General features: G+C 39.1%; 10 protein-coding genes. 1 reads left to right on the top strand and 9 read right to left on the bottom strand.

The window, feature by feature from the left end; translation table 11 throughout:
* Positions 1-49: 49 nt before the first annotated feature.
* Complete coding sequence (locus E1140_RS17040) at positions 50-769, top strand: hypothetical protein (protein ID WP_155186715.1); 720 nt, start codon at positions 50-52, stop codon at positions 767-769.
* An 8-nt stretch (positions 770-777) separates the two neighbouring features.
* Here the strand turns inward: E1140_RS17040 and E1140_RS17045 are convergent, their stop codons facing one another.
* From E1140_RS17045 to E1140_RS17085, 9 genes are all read right to left on the bottom strand, one after another.
* A complete protein-coding gene (locus E1140_RS17045) occupies positions 778-1,410 on the bottom strand; it encodes a hypothetical protein (protein ID WP_155186719.1) in 633 nt (210 codons plus the stop codon).
* 138 nt (positions 1,411-1,548) lie between these two features.
* Positions 1,549-3,171 carry a caspase family protein gene (locus tag E1140_RS17050; protein WP_155186722.1) on the bottom strand — a complete coding sequence of 541 codons (1,623 nt, stop codon included), beginning with the start codon at positions 3,169-3,171 and terminating at the stop codon, positions 1,549-1,551.
* A gap of 107 nt (positions 3,172-3,278) precedes the next feature.
* Positions 3,279-3,980 carry a hypothetical protein gene (locus tag E1140_RS17055; RefSeq protein WP_155186725.1) on the bottom strand — a complete coding sequence of 234 codons (702 nt, stop codon included), beginning with the start codon at positions 3,978-3,980 and terminating at the stop codon, positions 3,279-3,281.
* 237 nt (positions 3,981-4,217) lie between these two features.
* Positions 4,218-8,954 carry an efflux RND transporter permease subunit gene (locus E1140_RS17060; RefSeq protein WP_155186730.1) on the bottom strand — a complete coding sequence of 1,579 codons (4,737 nt, stop codon included), beginning with the start codon at positions 8,952-8,954 and terminating at the stop codon, positions 4,218-4,220.
* Entirely contained in the window at positions 8,947-12,108 is a 3,162-nt protein-coding gene (locus tag E1140_RS17065; protein ID WP_185153649.1) for an efflux RND transporter permease subunit, read from the bottom strand. The genes E1140_RS17060 and E1140_RS17065 overlap by 8 nt, the downstream gene beginning before the upstream one ends.
* 124 nt (positions 12,109-12,232) lie before the next feature.
* Positions 12,233-13,291: an efflux RND transporter periplasmic adaptor subunit gene (locus tag E1140_RS17070; RefSeq protein WP_155186733.1), complete on the bottom strand. Its 1,059-nt coding sequence runs from the start codon at positions 13,289-13,291 to the stop codon at positions 12,233-12,235.
* A gap of 72 nt (positions 13,292-13,363) precedes the next feature.
* Positions 13,364-14,878 (bottom strand): TolC family protein, encoded by a 1,515-nt coding sequence (locus E1140_RS17075; RefSeq protein WP_155186736.1) that lies wholly within the window; start codon positions 14,876-14,878, stop codon positions 13,364-13,366.
* 6 nt (positions 14,879-14,884) lie between these two features.
* Positions 14,885-18,214: a golvesin C-terminal-like domain-containing protein gene (locus E1140_RS17080; protein WP_155186739.1), complete on the bottom strand. Its 3,330-nt coding sequence runs from the start codon at positions 18,212-18,214 to the stop codon at positions 14,885-14,887.
* Positions 18,211-19,101, bottom strand: coding sequence for an ABC transporter ATP-binding protein (locus tag E1140_RS17085; RefSeq protein WP_155186742.1), 891 nt, complete (start codon positions 19,099-19,101; stop codon positions 18,211-18,213). The genes E1140_RS17080 and E1140_RS17085 overlap by 4 nt, the downstream gene beginning before the upstream one ends.
* Positions 19,102-19,244: the final 143 nt, after the last annotated feature.

Below are 19,244 nucleotides of genomic sequence, written 5' to 3' on the forward strand. Positions count from 1 at the left end.
AGTCTCCTAATATTAAGGAGTCCAGAGAGAGTGAGTCATTTTCAACGAGATGATCGCGCTTATTTGTAACAAGATTTCACTAAGTTCGCTGATCATGCAGCAGCAGTTGCTCAACTTATTTCATATTCCATTTAAGGAGATTTTCACTCTAATTAAGGAGGATATACCGGGCTATGAGTATGATTATGGTAGACATATCATCAAACTGAAAGATGAGAACCATGAGGCCATTGGATTCCTAAGATTGCCACTTCATTTAGTGATTGATGAGTACCTTAAGATTATTGATGCTGACAACCTTGTGCTGTACCTAAGTATAGAATCCGGAAATGCTGCAATAGTGTTGATGGAAGGCAAGCAGATGATTTACCACACTACATTTTCTGCGTATATGACTCGCAAAAAACAGGGCTTTAGCCAGATCAAGTATTTGAAGAAAAAGGGTAAATCAAGGGCTGGCTCACGGGTTCGTCTGGCCGAGACCGTAGAGTTTTTTGAAAACATCAATACAACCTTAATAGCACTTTTTGAAGACTATGACATCGCGCGGATAGCATTAAGCTGCAATGCTACACTCATTCCTTATTTGCACCAGTCAAAAGTAGCTTGCCCGTTTGAGAAAAAGGATAGTAGGCTTTATAAAATACCCCTCCACATCCCACAGTCTAACTTTACCAATTTAGAAGCCACAGTTAAAAAGCTAATGGCACCTGTGTTGTTTTATGATGAAGAGCATGAAGGTGTTTTTGAACCTTTTAAATGGGATTGAATTTCTATTTATTTCCGATAGCTCTGAGTTTCTAATGTCCGCTCAAGCTCATCGGCTTTCTCATCCAAATGCTCAATTAAAAAGCCTTCAAAACTCTGAATATCATACTTCATCAGCTCAAAAACACGAAATACATCGGCAACCTTTGTAGATGCCCCAACATTCAACAAGCCATCCATTGCAGTTTTGCTAAGGTTTTTATAGCTGTCTAGTGTCTCATAAACTTCTGCTATGTTTTGAATGGTTGTGATGTTCAATTCTTGCAATACACCACTCAATTTGGCACTTTCATAGATGATGCTCTTAACTTTTGCAGTTCCCACACCTTGCCAACCCGGCAACTTAAAGTGTTTAAATTTATCATTGGTATAATATACCTGTTCGAGGTCAGCTGCAGTTGCTGTCTTTGATAATGAATCGAATTCTACACTAATTTTCTTATGGTATTCTTTGGCTTGTATTAATAATTCCCGATTAGCACGTAACTCTTGCACGATATAATTAAGTGCAACTTTTGTGTTCTCATTAGTTTTAGATTGAGCATTTTGCTCTGAGAGGTAAAGCCCTAAAACAACACCAAACGCCACTATGGCGGCTTCAAGAATATATTTAAATAGGCTTTTGACTAAATCTGATTTCATTATTCAGTGTTTATATAAAACTAATGTAGCTAAAGTTAAAAAGCTAATGGCGCCAGTGTTGTTTTATGATTAGGAGAGCCAGAGTTTATTTGAAGGGTTTGTATAAGACCATCGTTTCTTCGTGATATGGCTTTGAACCTAATCCTTTTTTATAAAGATGAAATCTCCACCTTCATCTCCGGTGTCCATAATAACGCCTTCTTGAGGAACAGTTAAACTATTATTTAAAACGCTTTTTCTAACTTTATTAAACAGATTGCTTGATGAGAGGTATTTATCTTCATTTTCTAGTAAATATTTAATCAAGTATTTAAAAAATACTGAATTGTCTGGTACTGTAGTTTTTGTGCCGGAGGTCATAGCTCTACGACTAGGCATTCTATAAAGTAACTGTATATCTGCCGATGCACTTCGGATATCATTCGTACTTCCACGAGTTTTGAAAATACCACCGCTAAAGCAAGCGTCAGAAATTAACAACGTATGGGCAGTATTTAAGGCTTTTATCTGCTCTTTTAGATCGCTGTTTGATAACCAGTTAGATGGATTGTTTGGACGTGCGTCAGTTGGCCACCAATAGCCTTGCTGAACTCTTTCATCCCAATAACCATGTCCTGCATAGAAGATCAATAAGTTGTCATTTGAAGTTAATTGAGTTCTATATTTATACATGGTTTTAAATATCGTTTCACGATCTGCGCTTTCTAAAAGCACAACATTTTTCTCTTCAAAGCTATATTGTGTTGTAAGCACTTTTTTAAGGGCTTTTATATCCTTATCAGGTTGATCAAGGTCGAGGGTGTTATCTTCATAATCTGAGTTTCCAATAAGCAACGCATAATAATTTCCTGTTGGTTTTATAATACCCTTTTCTACCAACTGATTATCATCCGCTGTACGGCTGATTGCATCAGAAGAACTAATCTTCTGGTTTGCCTTTTTAGATGCAGTTAATTCCTGACGAACAATAGGGGGTGTTGGTGTCAAGTATACATCTCCTTTCTCGAAATCGATAAACAGCATCAATTCATCAAAAGGAGTAACTGATAAGGCAAATTTGTATATCGCACCATCTAACTCATTGACCTTATATGGAACGGACCATCCTCCTGTTTCTAACTGTTTTATAAAAAACCATCCATAAGGATTGCCTTTAACTCGCTGAGCATTTACTAAAACACTATTTACTCCAACTCCTATTACGTCCTGAATGTATTTGAATTCTTTAAGTACATCTTTCTTAAGGCCTGAAAAGGAATCTGTATTGTTATAAGTATAAATAGTGTTTTCAGGTTTTGAATTATCTGAAAGAAACAGTTTTTCATTGTCAAAAGACATACTTGGAGTAAAATTGAAATAACTATAATCTGCTGGGTCAATTATATCCCTAAACAGACTCCAGTTATTATTTTTTAGCTCGCTGAGATAAATTCGCTGATCACCCTTACCATGTAGCATCACGATAAGTTTTGTGTAATCATTGGAAAAACGGAAATGCAAGTGACTGCCTTCATATACAATTCCATTCAATAGATCTGATAACTTATTAGACTCTAAGGTCCACACTTGATTTTTAAAAACATATCTAACAATTTGATACTTATCATTTATTGTTTTAGATAATAAAAGAGATGAATCGGGGAGCATGGCTATAGCCAAGCTATTGGCAGTAGAGCTAATTGGGGATGGTAATTTTAATTGACCTAACGATGGATACGATGCCATCAACAGCAAAAGGCAGAAAACTACACGTAATATCATAGCCTAAAATACCCTTTTCCTACATGATGTTCAACTTTATCATCTGGGCCATTAATACCCTCGGCAATAATTACACATTTTTAATATATGAATCTTTAAACAAATACTTAAACAAACTTCTCCCTAAACTGCAGATTATACATCCCATACAGTAAGCTTAATGCACTGCCTACCATCAGGTAAATTCTGTTTTTGAAGATTATCGTTAGCCAGATGAACTCACTCATATCTCTTGGTTCTGAGAAAGGGTTCAGGAATACATTATACGGACTGTATTCTAATGGCTCTGCGAATACAAAGAAGATGAACGCAACAATGACAATAACAATGGCGGTACCATTACCATTCTTGATTTTTGTTGAAAGCATAAAGGCCAATGAAGACAAAAAGGCAATAGGGAAGATCACCTGGCCCAACATAGGCAAAATGTTGAACCTGTAAAGTGTGATATTGGCAATAATACCCAATACCAATAAAATGGCAGATGCTACTCCTAAAGTAAGTACAAACCTCACCAGCCATACTTTATAGCGGTAATTAGGAATACCAAAAATGGTTTCCAACATTTTGGAGTCATCATCATTCTGGATGCCATAGGCCATAGGGTAGAAGATCAGTAATAGTCCTGGGAAGACGAGAAAACCATAGATTACTGCTTCATTGAAATCAGGATCTTCAAATATGGTGATGGTAATAATGAACCCAAAGAACAGGAATGCGGCCACTACAAAGTAGACGAATTTGTTCGCGAAGATCACTTTTACATTGTAAGTGATGAGCCTGTATAATAGCAATAAGTAGCTTTTCATTTTATCTTATTATTTATGGCTATAGAGCCAATTTATTTTAATTTTTACCGGACCTGTTCCGGTATCTCTAACTCTGAGACCCCGGAATATATCCGGGGAGGTAATACGCAAAAACCAACATCATTATGAGTCTTTTAGGCCATGATTTGGAATAAAAGATGTGAGCATCTCAAAACTATAAAAGACAATCACCTACTATTAAAGTGCTCATAATGACGTTAACTTCGTTTTTACTGCTTAAACTATTTCTTCAACCTCCGGTTCTAAAACCGGTTTTTTGTTTTTACTCTTCATTAACCATAAATAGGCATCCTCCAGATTTGCACGTACCTGCGTAGCATCTGGTCTTGGTTGGCTATCAGCCAAACATTTTACTCTAATCTGATCGCCTTCACGCATGTGATGTACGATCAGATAGTTCTCTTTCTCCGTTTCAAACTGATCTGGCGTTAAATGGAACTCCCACACTTTATTATGCGCCAGCTCTGCCATGGTAGTCGGGCTACCCATGTATTCTATATTACCAGAAATCAATACTGCCAGGTTATTACAGCTGCTGGCTATATCCTCGATAATATGTGTGGAGAATACTACAATACGCTCACGACTCAGCTCTACTAATAGGTTTCTAAACCTGATACGCTCTAATGGATCAAGACCTGCCGTAGGCTCATCAACCACTAAAATCTTCGGCAAGTGCAATAGAATCTGAGCAATACCAATTCGCTGCTTCATACCGCCTGAAAAGGAGCCTATTTTCTTATGCTGATGCTCGTCCATATGTACCGCTTTTAGCACATATTGAACTCTTGCTTCACGCTTCTCTTTGTTGGTTATCTTTCTTAATATGGCCTGATAGTCAAGAAACTGATAAGGGGTCATATTTTCATAAGTACCAAAGGCCTGTGGTAAATAACCAATCAACCCCTGCAGCTCTTCTCTGTACAGGTTAGTATCATGGCCATTGATCCAGACCTTACCATAACTCTGATCCATAATACCACACAGAATACGCATCAATGTCGTTTTGCCGGCACCATTGGGTCCTAGTAGCCCAAACATGCCTTGCTCAATATTGAGGCTTACACCTTTCAGCGCCTTAAATTGTGCCTGCTTTGGCTTTACAAAAGGAATGGCCAGTATCAGCTTATAATACAGCTTTCTGATCTTTTTAAATCGGCCGGTAATCTCATTAACATTTATAGGGTTAGCCTTCAGCTTTCTGGAAACACGTACTAAAAACAGTCCGATGAACCATAGAATGATAAGGAATACTCCCAGACCTTTAGTATTGATGTCTGTATAGATGTGCATTGAACTAACGACAGGAAAACCCCAGTAAATCAATCGATAAAGGACATTGACCAGTCTGCGTCTTTTCTTAACTAACTGCGCTGCTTCACCAAACATGGTAAGTAGTAAGGCATGCAACGAGATCATGAAGAACAGCTGCCAGAAGGCTTTGTCTAAGAAGAAATAGATGAAATATACCAGGAAGCCAATAAGTGCTCCTTGCCAAATCAGGTTTTGCAAGATACTTTTTACTGAAATTGGCTCTTCACCACGCTCTTCATACAAATGCTTATTGCCCTTCCATTCTCTCAACCAACGTTTATCTCTGCCATAGACCTTTGTAAGGTTCTGAATTTCAATATGCATCACCTCATCAGGAGCGACCATTTTAGCATTTGCTTGTCGCAATGAGCTCATTATAAAATGTGTACCGCCAGGAATCAATATGATGCCTGCAAGGAACCAGATCATCTGCCAGATCATGCCTTCGATTTGTAAATAAACAAAGGCACCTACCACCACAATTAAAGCAATCTGAGCTACCTTAACTGTTGCCTTCAAGTTCCTAAACCAGGTCAATACACTTTCCAGTCCGGCACTCATAGTAGGAATGTAGATAAGTGTAAGAATGGTGGCAAAGGCCAGTCCGCCCATTACCGTAACTGCAAATGGCTGCCCAATACTCACTACATACTCTGCCTCGCCTAATGCCAAAGGCAGCATAGCCACTATGGTAGTGATGGAGGTGATTAAAATTGGTCTTATCCGAGATATACCACTGGTTATCAGGGCTCTATACTTATCATAGCCCTGTCTTCTTAAAATACGGGAGTAGTCGATTAGGATAATGCCATTGTTGACTACCACACCAAGTAAGATCAAAAATCCAATGAGGGTATTCGCATTTAATAATGAGTTTCCTGTAAAGGTTAATCCAAGAAATGCACCAATGGCCGCCAATGGGATAGAGAACATGATCACTATAGGCAGGTACAATGACTCAAATACTGCAGCAAGGATCATAAATATTATGATTACCGCAGCGAAGATGAGGAAGTAGAATTCATCATACAGATTATCATCATGGATAACATCTACCACCATACCTGAAGGGATATTAACACCAGCTACCAATTGATCAATTTCAACTCTTGAAGCTTCCAATAAAGACTCAGAACCTTGAACTTCATCGATAAAACTATAAGTAATTTCAATGCGCTTTTCCTGATTTAATCTAGTGATAGTGCTTTCTCCGGAAGAATAAATAACCGACCCAACATCAGATAAATTGTGGCTGACACCTGCTGTGCTTGTGATTGGCATTTCTCGCAAATCTTTCATTTCCTTAGCAGATTCTTCTACCTGATTTTTGGTTCGAATAGTGATTTCATACTCTTCGCCACCGCTCACAAAATTAGACCCTGAAGTAAATGAAGGTTGGAAATCATTCAGTGCTATAGCAACATTCTGTTGTGTGATGTTATTAGCACTCATTCGTTTCTGATCGAATAAAATATGCGCTTCAGGCCGATCAGGGCTAATATTTACTGTGCTTCGATCAATAGATTGAAGGCTGCTGACAAAAGTATTGATGTCATTAGCAATGGTCTTCATGAGCTCAAAGTCTTGTCCTTTGATGATGATTCTTTCCTGAGCACTTCCAATACCTAACATCCGCTCAAAATCAGTAGAAGCAGAGCTCGCTGCTCCACCTTGTCCACCTCTTTGCCGTGGTGGTTCGTCCATGGATATTTCGAGATCTTCGAAATCATCAGCTATGCTGTTAAGCTTATCACGTACATCTTCGACTGAAATGGTATCCAAATCCAGAAAACCTTCTACCAGGCTGATGCCTAATACAGCATCACCTTCAGATATCTGACTGATTACATTTTCAACCACAGGTATTTCCATTACCTTTTCCTCGATTTTTCTTGTTCTAATATCAGTCGACTCTAAAGTGGAGCCCTGTGGCATGGTGACGAACAGGTTCATATTTGTGTTTTCCACCTCATTTAAACTGGCAACACTCACCAATAAGCTCAAGCCAATGGTCACGAAGAAGAGCACCAGGCCACCAATAACAGTGAAAGCTGGTCTTCTAAAGCATGACTTTAATACCACCATATAAATCTGGATGATGCGCTGACGGATTGATGCGTTTTTAATTAATGGTGCCTTTTGCTGATCATCTTTACTAATGGCAGTATGGGCCAGCATTGGAATCAAAACAAGCGCTACTACAAGTGAAACCAATAGTGTAGAAATGATCGAAACACCAATGTGTGTCCCTATCAAAGTCACCAGAAAATTAGAAGAGAAGATGAATGGCAGGAATACCGTAACCGTTGTTAGTGTAGCAGCAACAACAGATCGCATAACCTCTTTGGTGCCATCAACTACCGCATCGGTGATTGGTCTTTTATTCACCACATGGCGATAAATGTTTTCAATAACCACAACACTGTTATCCAGCAGCATACCAATGGCCAGCGCCATACCAATAAGTGTTAAACTATTGATGGTAATACCTGCAGCATAGAAGAAATTGAAAGCCGTGTAAACCGAAATAGGAATAGCCAGTGCAATGCTCAGAATGAACTTGAGCCTTCTTAGGAAAACCCAGAGCACAAAGATGGCTAGCAGGCCTCCTGTTATGGCCAGATTCTTAATCTGATCAATATTTTTGGTCATTAGCTCAGCCTGATTGCTTTGGACTAAAATCTCGACATCAAGTGCCTCCAAATCCTTATTAATCGCTTCTATAGTGGCTAATGTTCTATCTGAAAGGGCTATGAGATTAGCTTGAGTATCTTTTGATAATCTGAGAGAGACAGCTTCTTTTCCATTGACTCTACTTAATGAAGTCTCCTCTTTCACTCCGAAGAATACATCAGCAACATCGCTGAGCAGGAGTGGCCCTTTATCAGAAACTACAAGACTTTGGATGTTCTTAATGTCTTTGAGCTCTGCGGTCACATTCACAAATACCTGTCTTCCATCTCGCTCCACCTGACCTGCGAATGCGCTTTTATTAGAGTTTTGTGACAGCACATTGCTAATAGTATTGGGAGTAATGCCATTGGCCTCGCATACCGCATCATTCATAATGATTTCTACAGTCTTTTGACGACCACCAAACACTTCTACGCCACCAACACCATCAACATCGTTCAGACGGTCTGTAATGTACTGATCTGTGACATTACGCACTCGATCTACACCACCGCTACCAAGCACCTGTAAATCCATAAAAGTGTTGGTAAACTGCTCGGTATCAATTTTGACGATATTGACGACAAATTCAGGAGTCAGCTGAGATTTAATAGCCCCAACCTTTTGCTCTAATTTCAGATAAGCGTATTTGATATTGACGCCCTGCTGAAAGGAGATGAAGATCATTCCTTGTTGGCTGTCAGCATTGGCAGTTATCTCTTCAACCCCTTCCAAAGTGCTAATGACACTTTCTAAAGGCACAATGGCCTGACTCTCCATGTATTTAGGATCAACCTCTGAAGTTGAACCTACCTGCACGATAAGAATGGGCAATTCTACATTAGGAAAAAGCTCAACCGGCAACTTGTTATAGGAGATATAACCCATTACTGAAAACCCAATGAATAGCATCGAGATCAGTACCTTGCGATTAATGATTGTATGTAATAGTCCCGGCTTACCCATGAGAAACTGCAGTTTTTTCTGTTTTGCTACCTCTCAACCATGCTACAAAGTTTTCAATACTTTCATAGAAGCAAGGAATGATAATCAGCGTTAGTAATGTTGATGTTACCAATCCGCCAATTACTGCTATGGCCATAGGAGCTCTTAAGGCAGCACTTTCGCCAAACCCAAAAGTAAGCGGTAAGAGTGCCAGTATTGTGGTTAAACTCGTCATGATTATCGGTCTAAACCTGCGCTGACCTGCATCTAGAATAGCTTCCCGTAAGGGCATGCCGTTGAGTTTGTTTTTATTAATACTATCCACCAGAATAATGGAATCATTTACGGCAATACCTGTCAGCATAATGATGCCTATAAAAGCCATCATGTTAAGCGGCATTCCTAAAATAAAGAAGGAGAGGAGCGCACCTACTCCGGCCAATGGAATGGTTAGCAAAATGGTAAATGGATGAAGCAGCGATTCAAATTGAGAAGCCAGCACCATATATACTAATAACACTGAAAGGATCAGTGAGAATGTCAGGTTCTCCATAGACTCCTGGCGCTTAATTTCCTGTCCTGCTACATCAATTTTGTATTGTGGAGGTACCGAAAGTGATGAGAAGGAGTCCTCTATCGACCTTACTACCTTGTCATAGGCCTTTTCCTGATTCACACGAGCACCGATAGAAACCATTCTTGTTTGATTCTTTCTATAAATAGAATTAGCAGCATATTGAACACTGATATTAGCCACCTCGCCTAATGGAAATTCCCTTGTCCCACTTTTGATCCGCATGTTTTCGAGACCTGCCATCGAAATTTTAGGCACTTTGATCTGGATGTCTTGCATTTCGCCACCTCGTTCAATGGTCCCAGCATTTTTACCTTCCAGCTGATCCTTTATCTGACTGATAATATCATCAATAGAAAGGTTAAGTAATCCAGCTCTGTATTTATCAACATCAACTTGTATTTGAGGCACACCCTGCTCATAATTAGACATTGGCTCATAAATATCTTCGTTGCTGCCCATGACTAATATAACCGAGTCTGAGAGAGGGCCGAGCGCGTCAAAGCTAGCGCCACTGATTTCTACAACTAATGGCATTTCTTCATCGCCTAATACCGCATTTAAAGCACTTTCATCATTTGAGAAGGTGGCATCAATACCTGGAATTCCTTCAAAATAATTGGAGAGCTTTGCAGTTACATTAGCAATATCCATTTCTATATCTTCTCTAAAGATGAGTTTGAGGCTAGCCTTGTTTTCATCATAAACATTCTCATTCTCAATGCCAGACTGGCTTTGCTCCGGACCGATGTGAGAATACACTTTGTCCAATTGGCCATCAAATAACTCTAATAGCTGACTTTCTACCTGACCAACTGTAGCTGATGTTCTGGATAATGGTGTACCATTAGTAAGGCTTAGATCTACCGAAATAGCTCTGGTGCCAGATTGAGGCATATATTCACTACCTATGATACCGATCAGTTGATAAGCACCTAATACCATGATAAAAGAACTAATGATAAAAGCTATTCTATGCTTAAGCACTCTATCTAAAAATGCTCTGTAAGCTTTGAATTTTAATGGCTGTACTTCCTGAACTGTTTTGTCTTTTTTGAATATTCTGGAGAATAACATCGGAATAACGAGAATTGCCACTACTAATGAAGAAATAAGAGAAAATGCCACTGTCCATGCCTGATCTCTAAATAATTCGCCAGATGGCCCCTGAAGGTATACTATAGGCAAGAATACTATGATAGTGGTTAGTGTAGAAGCAGTGATAGCGCCACTTACTTCGCTGGTACCTTGAATTGCAGCATCGATAACACTTAATCCTTCCTCACGCTTTCGAAATATGCTTTCTACAACCACAATAGCATTATCAACCAGCATACCGGCTCCTAAAGCGAGTCCACCTAATGTCATTACATTAAGTGTAAGTCCATTGAAGTACATTAAGTTGAATGTAGCAATGATAGAGATAGGTATTGCAATACTAATAATTAGTGTGGAGCCCATTCTTCTTAAGAAAATAAAGAGTACAATCATGGCGAACAGGGCACCATAAAGGCCTGACTCTTTTACTTCATCAATTGCACCTTGTATAAAGCGTCCCTGATTTTGAATAACCACAAACTCATAGCCTGGTACTGATTTCTTAAGATCCTCCAACACATCTGTTAATTCATTAACTGCATTGACGGTGTTGTACTTGGTTTCTTTATAAATGGACATCCCCAGACTTCTTTTCTGGTTGACACGAACAATGCTGCTCGCTTCTTTGTCCATGATTTTAAGTGTCGCTACTTCTCGCAATAATACAGGAACCTGATTTGATGTTGATGATTGATTATCAGCACTTTGTGATGTACTAGCTGTAGTTGAACTGGAATTACTTGCTGCATTTTGTCTGGTAGTATAACCGACTACTAATTCTTCCAGATCCTCAGGTTTTTCTATTATGCCTAATCCTTTGATGACATACTTTTTACCTAACTCTTCAATAAAACCTCCAGAGACATTTCGGTTATAGTTTTCAATTTTAGCTACAAGATCATTTACTGTAAGACCAAAGGCGGCTAACAGGTTAGGATCCGTTTCTAATACTACTTCCTTCTCCAGATCACCAGAAAGTCTAACTTCTGCAATACCCGGAAGTCTGATAAGCTCATTTCTGAAGTTGTTTTCTGCCACCTTGCGTAAAGCTTCCTGATCATCAGAATTGGGATTGAAAATGCCCAATATCATGATAGGAGTGGCATTAGGATCAAATTGCGAAATCACAAATTCATCAATATCATCATTTAAAGAGAAGCTGGATAACGCTTTCTGAAGATCTAGAAAGGCTTCATCCATGTCCTTGCCCCAGTCGTACTGAACAGTAACACGGCCATAGCCTGTTTGGCTAATAGAGCTTACTTCTACTGCTCCATTTTGTCTGATAGCTACAGATTCGATGTCTTCTATAAATTGCTTTTCTACTTCAGAAGGTGGTCTGATGCCCACTTTCAGCTCTACGAAGAGTGTAGGGTTCTTTAAGTCAGGAAATAGCTCTATACCTAATTTTCCGAAGGAGATGGAGCCTAGTAAAATTACGGCCAGCACCATCATAAGGATGGAAATGGGGTAAGATACGGCTAGTGATACAATCTTTTTCACACTATATTGATTTTATTGTTATTGTGTTTTGAATTCTTTTGCCGGACCTGTTCCGGCACCTGTATCATTAAGCTGAACATTCAGGTTAATGAGACCCCGGAATATATCCGGGGAGTATACGCTGCTATTGAATGACACTCACTTTAGACTTGTTTCTTAGTGTTTCAAATCCTGTAACTACCAGCCTGTCATTGACTTTAAGTCCGCTGAGCACCTCAATCACATCCATATTTTCAAGCCCAGTGGTGATCTTCTTTTCTGTAGCAATACCGTTCTCTACTGTAAATACAACCTTACCATCCTGGCGTGAAATAATTGTTTCTTTAGGGATTACAATGGTGCTATCGCGTTTCTCTGATAGGATTGCAGCCTTAATGAACATGCCTGGACGTAGTAATCGCTTGTTATTGTCTATTTGCAACACACTCTGAAAAGTTCTAGTGTCCGCATTAACAATAGGAGAGATCTGGCTTATTCTTCCTATAATGGTGTCTTTAGCGATGTTGTAGTTAGTGATCTGCACAAGCTGATTCATTGTAACTTCAGGTAAGTGTTTCTCTGGAAGTTTGACATCCATCAAAAGGTTGTTGTATTCCATCACTTTAAATAAATCTAAGTTCTGATCTATCCTCACTCCATCAGTATGGTAGGGCAGCTCTACAATCACACCATCAAAAGGTGCTCGAACGGCCATTTTGGCTATCTGTATCTCTGCATTTTCATAGGAATACTTTGCATTGACATACTCAATTGAAGCATTTTTAAGCTCAGTTTGTGTTACACCACCCTTATCATACAAAGACTTTTGCTTCGTGAGGTTGTTCTCAGCTAGCTCGAGATTTAGTTTTTTACCTTCAAGTTGTAGATTGTTAACAAATTCTTTGTCTTCAATTCGGATAATCACCTGTCCGGCTTTTACCATATCACCAAGGGCAAATGGCTTTTTAGTTGCCGGATTATTCTGAAGCCTGTAGAAGCCTCCCAGTTCAGACTTCATAGTTCCTTCTTTAGAAGAATAAACCGTTCCTGTGGTCTCTATAAACCTGGAGATACTTTCTGGCTTAATACTGATTACTGATACTGGGATTTTGATTTCTGTATCGATATTAGACTCTTCGCTATCACATCCAAAAATTGAAATGGATAACAATAGTGTTAAAGCAAAGAATAGGTTCTTTCTCATGTCAGTGAAGGGTTTGATTTGAGAATTTGGGTTATGTGTTGTGCGTTGCATAATCTATGTATTCTGGGGTGATTAGTAGTTGTTTTGAGTGATAACCGGTTCCTGATTCTCAAAATCATATAAAGAGAGAATCTTAAGATTTAGTAATTCTATTTTGTAGTTGATCAGGGCATCAGCTAATGCACTTTTCTTTTCTGATAGCTGACTTTGAAACCTGTTTAGGTCTATACTGGTAAGATCGCCATTTCGGTATCTCTCCAAATTAAGATCATAGGTAAGCTCCGCATTTTTAACATTCTGTTGAGCTATTTCTATCTGGTTTTCAAGGTTTTGAAGGTTTCTGTATACTTTTCTGATGCCAATGGTGATGTTCCTTTCTTCAACTTCAAGGTCCACTCTGTTGATCTCTAAATTGGCATTGGTAGCTTCCATACGCGCCTTGTTTTCACCCCAATCCCAAATAGGAATACTAAATGAAATGGCCACCCGAGGATTCATAGTAGGGGACTCATAGATCTCCGGAGCACGGGCATTATCACCAAATACACCTAAAGACAATGAAACGGAACCTTTGAATTCATTTAAAGCTTTGGTGCGTTGCAGTTCAAACTGGGAGCGCTCAATGGCTATACCACGTTGTCTCAGTTCCATTCTGTTCTCTAAGCCATGAGTAATGGCTTGGTTTAGATCCACATCACGGGTAATGAAGTTGATGTCTACCTGCACTTCAACTTGCTCATCCAAATCCATACCCAGCAGCATTTTGAAATCATCAGCAGCGTTGTTTAATAGTACCTGATTGTTCTCTAATGTTGATTTAGATGTAGAAAGGTTCAATTCTGCCTGATATAGCTCTTCACGTGCAAGTAGATCAGCGTCAACCTTGTTTTTAGTAATCTCATAACTGACTTGCTGATTCTCATACTCATCTAATGAAATCTCAAGACTATTTTGACGCTGGTAAAGTGTGTAGAACGACTGGGTCACATTTTGCTCGAGTGTGAGCAATTGCAAAGAATTGCTTATCTGAGCATTTTCCAAATTCAGTTCTAATTCCTTTAACTGAAGCTTATTCCTGTTGTAAGTAAAAATGGGTTGATCTACCTGAAGGTATAAGTTATTGCTGTATGTTTTGGTTCTGGAATCCTGAAATTCAGAGTAGTTGTCTCTATAGCCTAATCTATTTACCAAAGAGACTGTACCATCAGTAGCAGCGATTGGCTGGCTAACAGAGAAATTGGCAAAGGAGTTATAATCCTCATTTGTATTCCACTGAGAAAACAGGTCGTTGAACATACGTGTCCTATTATAATCGAATGGTGTAACATCTAAAGAAAACCTCGATTTCATAGCAGCACGTTGTGCATCCAGACTCCTCTGATTACTAAAGAGGTTAAGCTTTGATTTCTTGATATCAAGGCTACTGCTTTGGGCAATAGTTATGGATTCATCCAATGTAAGCTTCCGCTGCGCCATACTAGCCGTGGACACCAGGCAATAGCAGCCAATGAGCACCACAAGCCTGAACAGCTTTTGATGGTTTGAGAACCTTTTCTGATTCATATTGATTTGTTGTTTTTGACTCATAATATTTTATTGCTTAACCCATTTAATAGCATCTGCATATACCGTTCTCATATCACATTCATCTGTTAATGAGACACTTCCGCCAGTTTTATTGAAGAAATATGACCCCAGATAATTCCAGCCCGGCTCTGCATTTGTTATGTTGTATTTTATATTATCTGTACCATCACCATGATTAATGATGTAGTGATAGTTGAATTGTCTGCCATCACCATCACGGCCGTAATATTCATTCTGATTCTTGCCTTTCATGTACACATAAATGTCATAGAAGCCCTCTTCTTTAAATTCAGGTGTCCATGTTGTGGTTTTATCGCCACTGCCAGATCTTGTGAAATGAGCCGATCTGATGACACTACCATAAAAATCAGAGCCTGTAGTGGCCAGCCATTTAGAGTAGGAGCGGAACCAGCTACCATGATATTTTTTCTCAGTAGTACTACGTCCATCAAGGTATGCCCTTAGGTAAGTTGGTTCAATAGGGCTGAAGGTTGTAAAGCCTGGATCTTCATTATCTACAATCACCTCATATTGACTTGAAGTTGGTAACGCTTCTACTATTCTTTCACCTTCGAAAAGTGTTCCTCCTTCACGCTTTGTCATTGTTCCAATAGACATTGAGATAACTGAGGGTATGTTTCTGGAAATGATGGTATTAACTGTTATCTCATTTGGTTTCTCATCAAGAACAAAACCCATATGCTTAATATGCCCTTGTTTTATAACAGAAAGGTGCCCTGGTGCTTCTTCTTCTGTTTCCTCATTTACTCTGCGTCTGTAGTCATTAGGAGAATCTTCGCCAGTATTGAATTTTATCTCCACTACACCATCATTCTCACCAGAGTTTTTGATGTCCATGAGCACCTGATAGCGTTTTCTGTCACCATCGAGCACTTCATATTTCTGAACATTCATTACTTCAAATGCAGGCTGAGATTTATCAAAATATACTTTCTTAATAATAGGATCGATGTCCAGTTCAAATCTTTCTACTATGGCCTTTCTAAACTCTTCATAACTTGTAAGTTGATGTTGATGGCTGTTTACCCAGTTGTATAGGAATTCTTTAAATTCAGTTTCACCAACTACCTGACCGAGGTAGGAAAATAGGTATTGACTTTTAAGTGACACCGACTTCTTGATCTTATTAAACTTTGAAGATGTTAGAATTTCGGTCAATGATGACTCACGCATCAACTCATTACATTCCTCGGTAAAAGAAATACCGTTAACGTTTCTAGAATAGTCATACGCACTCTCTTTGTCATTTCTCAAATAAGTGGCAATACTTCTGTTCAGTAAATCCCATTCTTTACTCACAATACCTGAGCTGTAAGTATAATAATTTGGAAATAGTGAATAATCAGGTTCGTCTTCATCACGGCCATCAAAGACCCACCCTTCACCAATCTGCTTGGTCAACACTTTCTTTACCAGATCATTAAATACATTCGCTTGTTTTTGCTTGTCTGTTAATGTCTGATTCTGCTCACGGGCTTGTCGATTCATATCTCGCAGCTGTCTTCTAAAGTCATACTGTCTGATATTACCACCTTCTTCAGGCCAGAAAACCGTTTCTGGTTGCAGGTAAGCCTGATGGCTTTCATAAATCTTATTATAAGCCATAAAGTGGATAGGTGTTTCTACAAATAGCATCCTTTTGAAAGGGTAGGAGAGCTTTTGGGCATCTTCATATTCATTAGAAACATCAGTGATAAGATAGCTCAATGTGTCTGACAACTCAGTAAGTTGCGTTTCAAAATAGGTGTTTTTAGGGTAGTGATAGACAGCATAATTAACGCTGTCAACCATAATTTCTTTCTTGACATAGTCACCAATAACCAATGAGATTTGAGGCAGATCATACTCTGGTTTAAAATGATAAGTGTTGCCCTCTACTGTCAATTCACCCTGCGAGATAGGGGTTAGTCCTTCAGGAGCGGTAACAGACAATTCAAAATTGATAAAGGCTTGACGCTGCTTTGTTGTGGCCTCTCGGCTATAGCCAACTTGAGTATCTGGGTACCAGAGCACATCTTTTGTCAGCAATACATAATCAGGTTGAAGAAAAGCATACTTCTTCTTTAGAGAATACATCAGATAATCGTAGGGAGACTCATACCTTTCCTGTTCCACTTCCAGGTGAGCGGCAGCTTCTGATATTCGCCCATGGTATTTTAACTGTACTTCAGATTTTTGACCTGGACGGATGTTAACGCCTTGCTTTACTGATGCTATCTGTAACTCTCTATCAACCTGTTGTGACTTACCATTTACTTTAGCTTCATCTACTTCCAATTCTGGGTTCAGTGTAAAATAAATCTGATTTAGAGCTTTTGAGGTATTGTTTTGAACCATGAGCGTTGAGGTGCTGATAATCTCACCGTCAACTAATTCTAATTCAAGACTATTAGAAACAATATCTACATTAGGAATATCAGCCCACTTACCATTAACAGTAATCATATCCTGACGTATAGAAATAGTCTCCTGGCGCATGTTCCAGAGCTTAACTATAATTAGAGAAGCGAAACCTAATACTCCAACCCCCAGAAGCCCGGTTGTTATTTTGGTAGCTCTGTGGCTCGATAAGCGATCAAGAAAAAACGCAGTTAAGAATAGTAATCCAATGCCTGTAATAAAGTAAAACAGTCGTTGACTTAATGCGAATTCAAAATCTGCAAAGCCTGTCATCTCTGAGCCTAATAATGATAGCCTGAAAGCCATAAAGTCCAGAATATTTGAGAACTGATCGAAGTAGTAGATCAGCTGTACACCTGCTACACCCAGTAGTAGCACGATAGTTATTGGTTGATTTTTTAGTAGTGTTACAACCAAAAAGGCTATTCCTGTTGTAAATACAATACTTGGTACACTTATCAACAAAGGGTAAGCTACAAAGGCTAATGGGTTAAAGGTAGTGTAGGGGCTTGTGAGATTAACAATCACCGGAATACACAGTAATACCAAATTCAATAAAAAGAATAGCTTAAAAAGCGCTAAAGCTTTACCAAGCACAAAATCCAGGTTTGTTATTGGTCTTACAAAGAACACTTCGTTGGTGTCAATTTTCTTGTCTTTTTTAACAAGTCCAGTAGCCAGAAATATAACTGCTGCTACCTGTGGGATGCTGATCATCACCATTACCGCTGACGGCATTATAAAGCTATTGGACAGCACAAACCACCTAGGGTCGTCTACTTCAGAGAAAACTGCAATATTAAAAACGGTAACAAAGAATAGACCTGCCAAGGCAACTATTCTGAAGAACCAATTTCTCCAAAGCACTTTCGATTCGTATTTAGCTATGGTTAATATGTTTTTGATAGAAATCATACCAGCGATACTCCTAATTCATTTTCCATAAAATATACATAGGCATGCTCCAGGTTAGGGTTAGCATTCTTAGCTCTTGGGTGTGGCTGATCGTTAGCAATCAACTGTACTTCCCACTTACCCTCGGTAGGAATGGTGGAAACCACCGGATATTTCGCCTTCAGCTCATTAAACTCTTCATCATCAAGAAGCACCTGCCATACATGCCCTCGTACTCGCTCTATCATGCCTTCTGGTGATCCTTTAAAGGCCACCTCGCCTTTGTTTAACATAGCCATATTGTGACATGTACTGCTTATATCACCAACAATGTGTGTGGAAAGGATAATTGTAACATCCTTCTGGCTTAAGTCTGACAAGATGTTTCTAAACCTGATGCGCTCTTCGGGATCAAGACCAGTAGTAGGCTCATCAATTACCAATAATTTTGGATTACCGATCAAAGCCTGCGCAATACCTAATCTCCGTTTCATACCACCAGACAGCTTATTGGCCATTCTTTCTCTTACATCGAGCAGACCAACCTGATCTAATAGCTCATCCACTTTTTTGATGCGTTCCTTTTTCTTTAAAGAAGTTGATAAACTCGCTGCATAATCCAGAAACTCCCAGGTTTTCAGTTTTGAGAAAAAAGTGAAATCCTGAGGGAGATAACCTATTAATGGTCTGATCTTCTGGCGATGCTCATTGATATCCATGCCATCAATAAGAATAGTGCCAGAGGTAGACTTTTGAACTGTTACCAGGATTCTCATGAAGCTGGATTTTCCTGCTCCATTAGGTCCTAGTAGTCCGAACATACCACTACCTATTTCGAGATTGATGTTTTTAATAGCCGCAAAACCGTTAGGGTAGACCTTAGAAAGACCTGTGATCTCTATATTCATTGGGCTTCAGGTTGAGAACTGTAAATGAGTTTGACCGTTGACATTTGTTTTGATTGATTTACTATAGGAAGACTGAAACTGGTTTTTGTTACAGCTAACTATCAAATGATTTTAATTAATGATAATTCTACTGCTCTCATCCT

Source organism: Fulvivirga lutimaris (assembly GCF_009711525.1).
Taxonomy (GTDB): Bacteria; Bacteroidota; Bacteroidia; order Cytophagales; family Cyclobacteriaceae; genus Fulvivirga; species Fulvivirga lutimaris.

Bases quoted from the DNA above. Each gene is read 5' to 3' on its own strand.
- E1140_RS17040 (WP_155186715.1), top strand. From the start codon at position 50: ATGATCGCGCTTATTTGTAACAAGATTTCACTAAGTTCGCTGATCATG.
- E1140_RS17045 (WP_155186719.1), bottom strand. From the start codon at position 1,410: ATGAAATCAGATTTAGTCAAAAGCCTATTTAAATATATTCTTGAAGCC.
- E1140_RS17050 (WP_155186722.1), bottom strand. From the start codon at position 3,171: ATGATATTACGTGTAGTTTTCTGCCTTTTGCTGTTGATGGCATCGTAT.
- E1140_RS17055 (WP_155186725.1), bottom strand. From the start codon at position 3,980: ATGAAAAGCTACTTATTGCTATTATACAGGCTCATCACTTACAATGTA.
- E1140_RS17060 (WP_155186730.1), bottom strand. From the start codon at position 8,954: ATGGGTAAGCCGGGACTATTACATACAATCATTAATCGCAAGGTACTG.
- E1140_RS17070 (WP_155186733.1), bottom strand. From the start codon at position 13,291: ATGAGAAAGAACCTATTCTTTGCTTTAACACTATTGTTATCCATTTCA.
- E1140_RS17075 (WP_155186736.1), bottom strand. From the start codon at position 14,878: ATGAGTCAAAAACAACAAATCAATATGAATCAGAAAAGGTTCTCAAAC.
- E1140_RS17080 (WP_155186739.1), bottom strand. From the start codon at position 18,214: ATGATTTCTATCAAAAACATATTAACCATAGCTAAATACGAATCGAAA.
- E1140_RS17085 (WP_155186742.1), bottom strand. From the start codon at position 19,101: ATGAATATAGAGATCACAGGTCTTTCTAAGGTCTACCCTAACGGTTTT.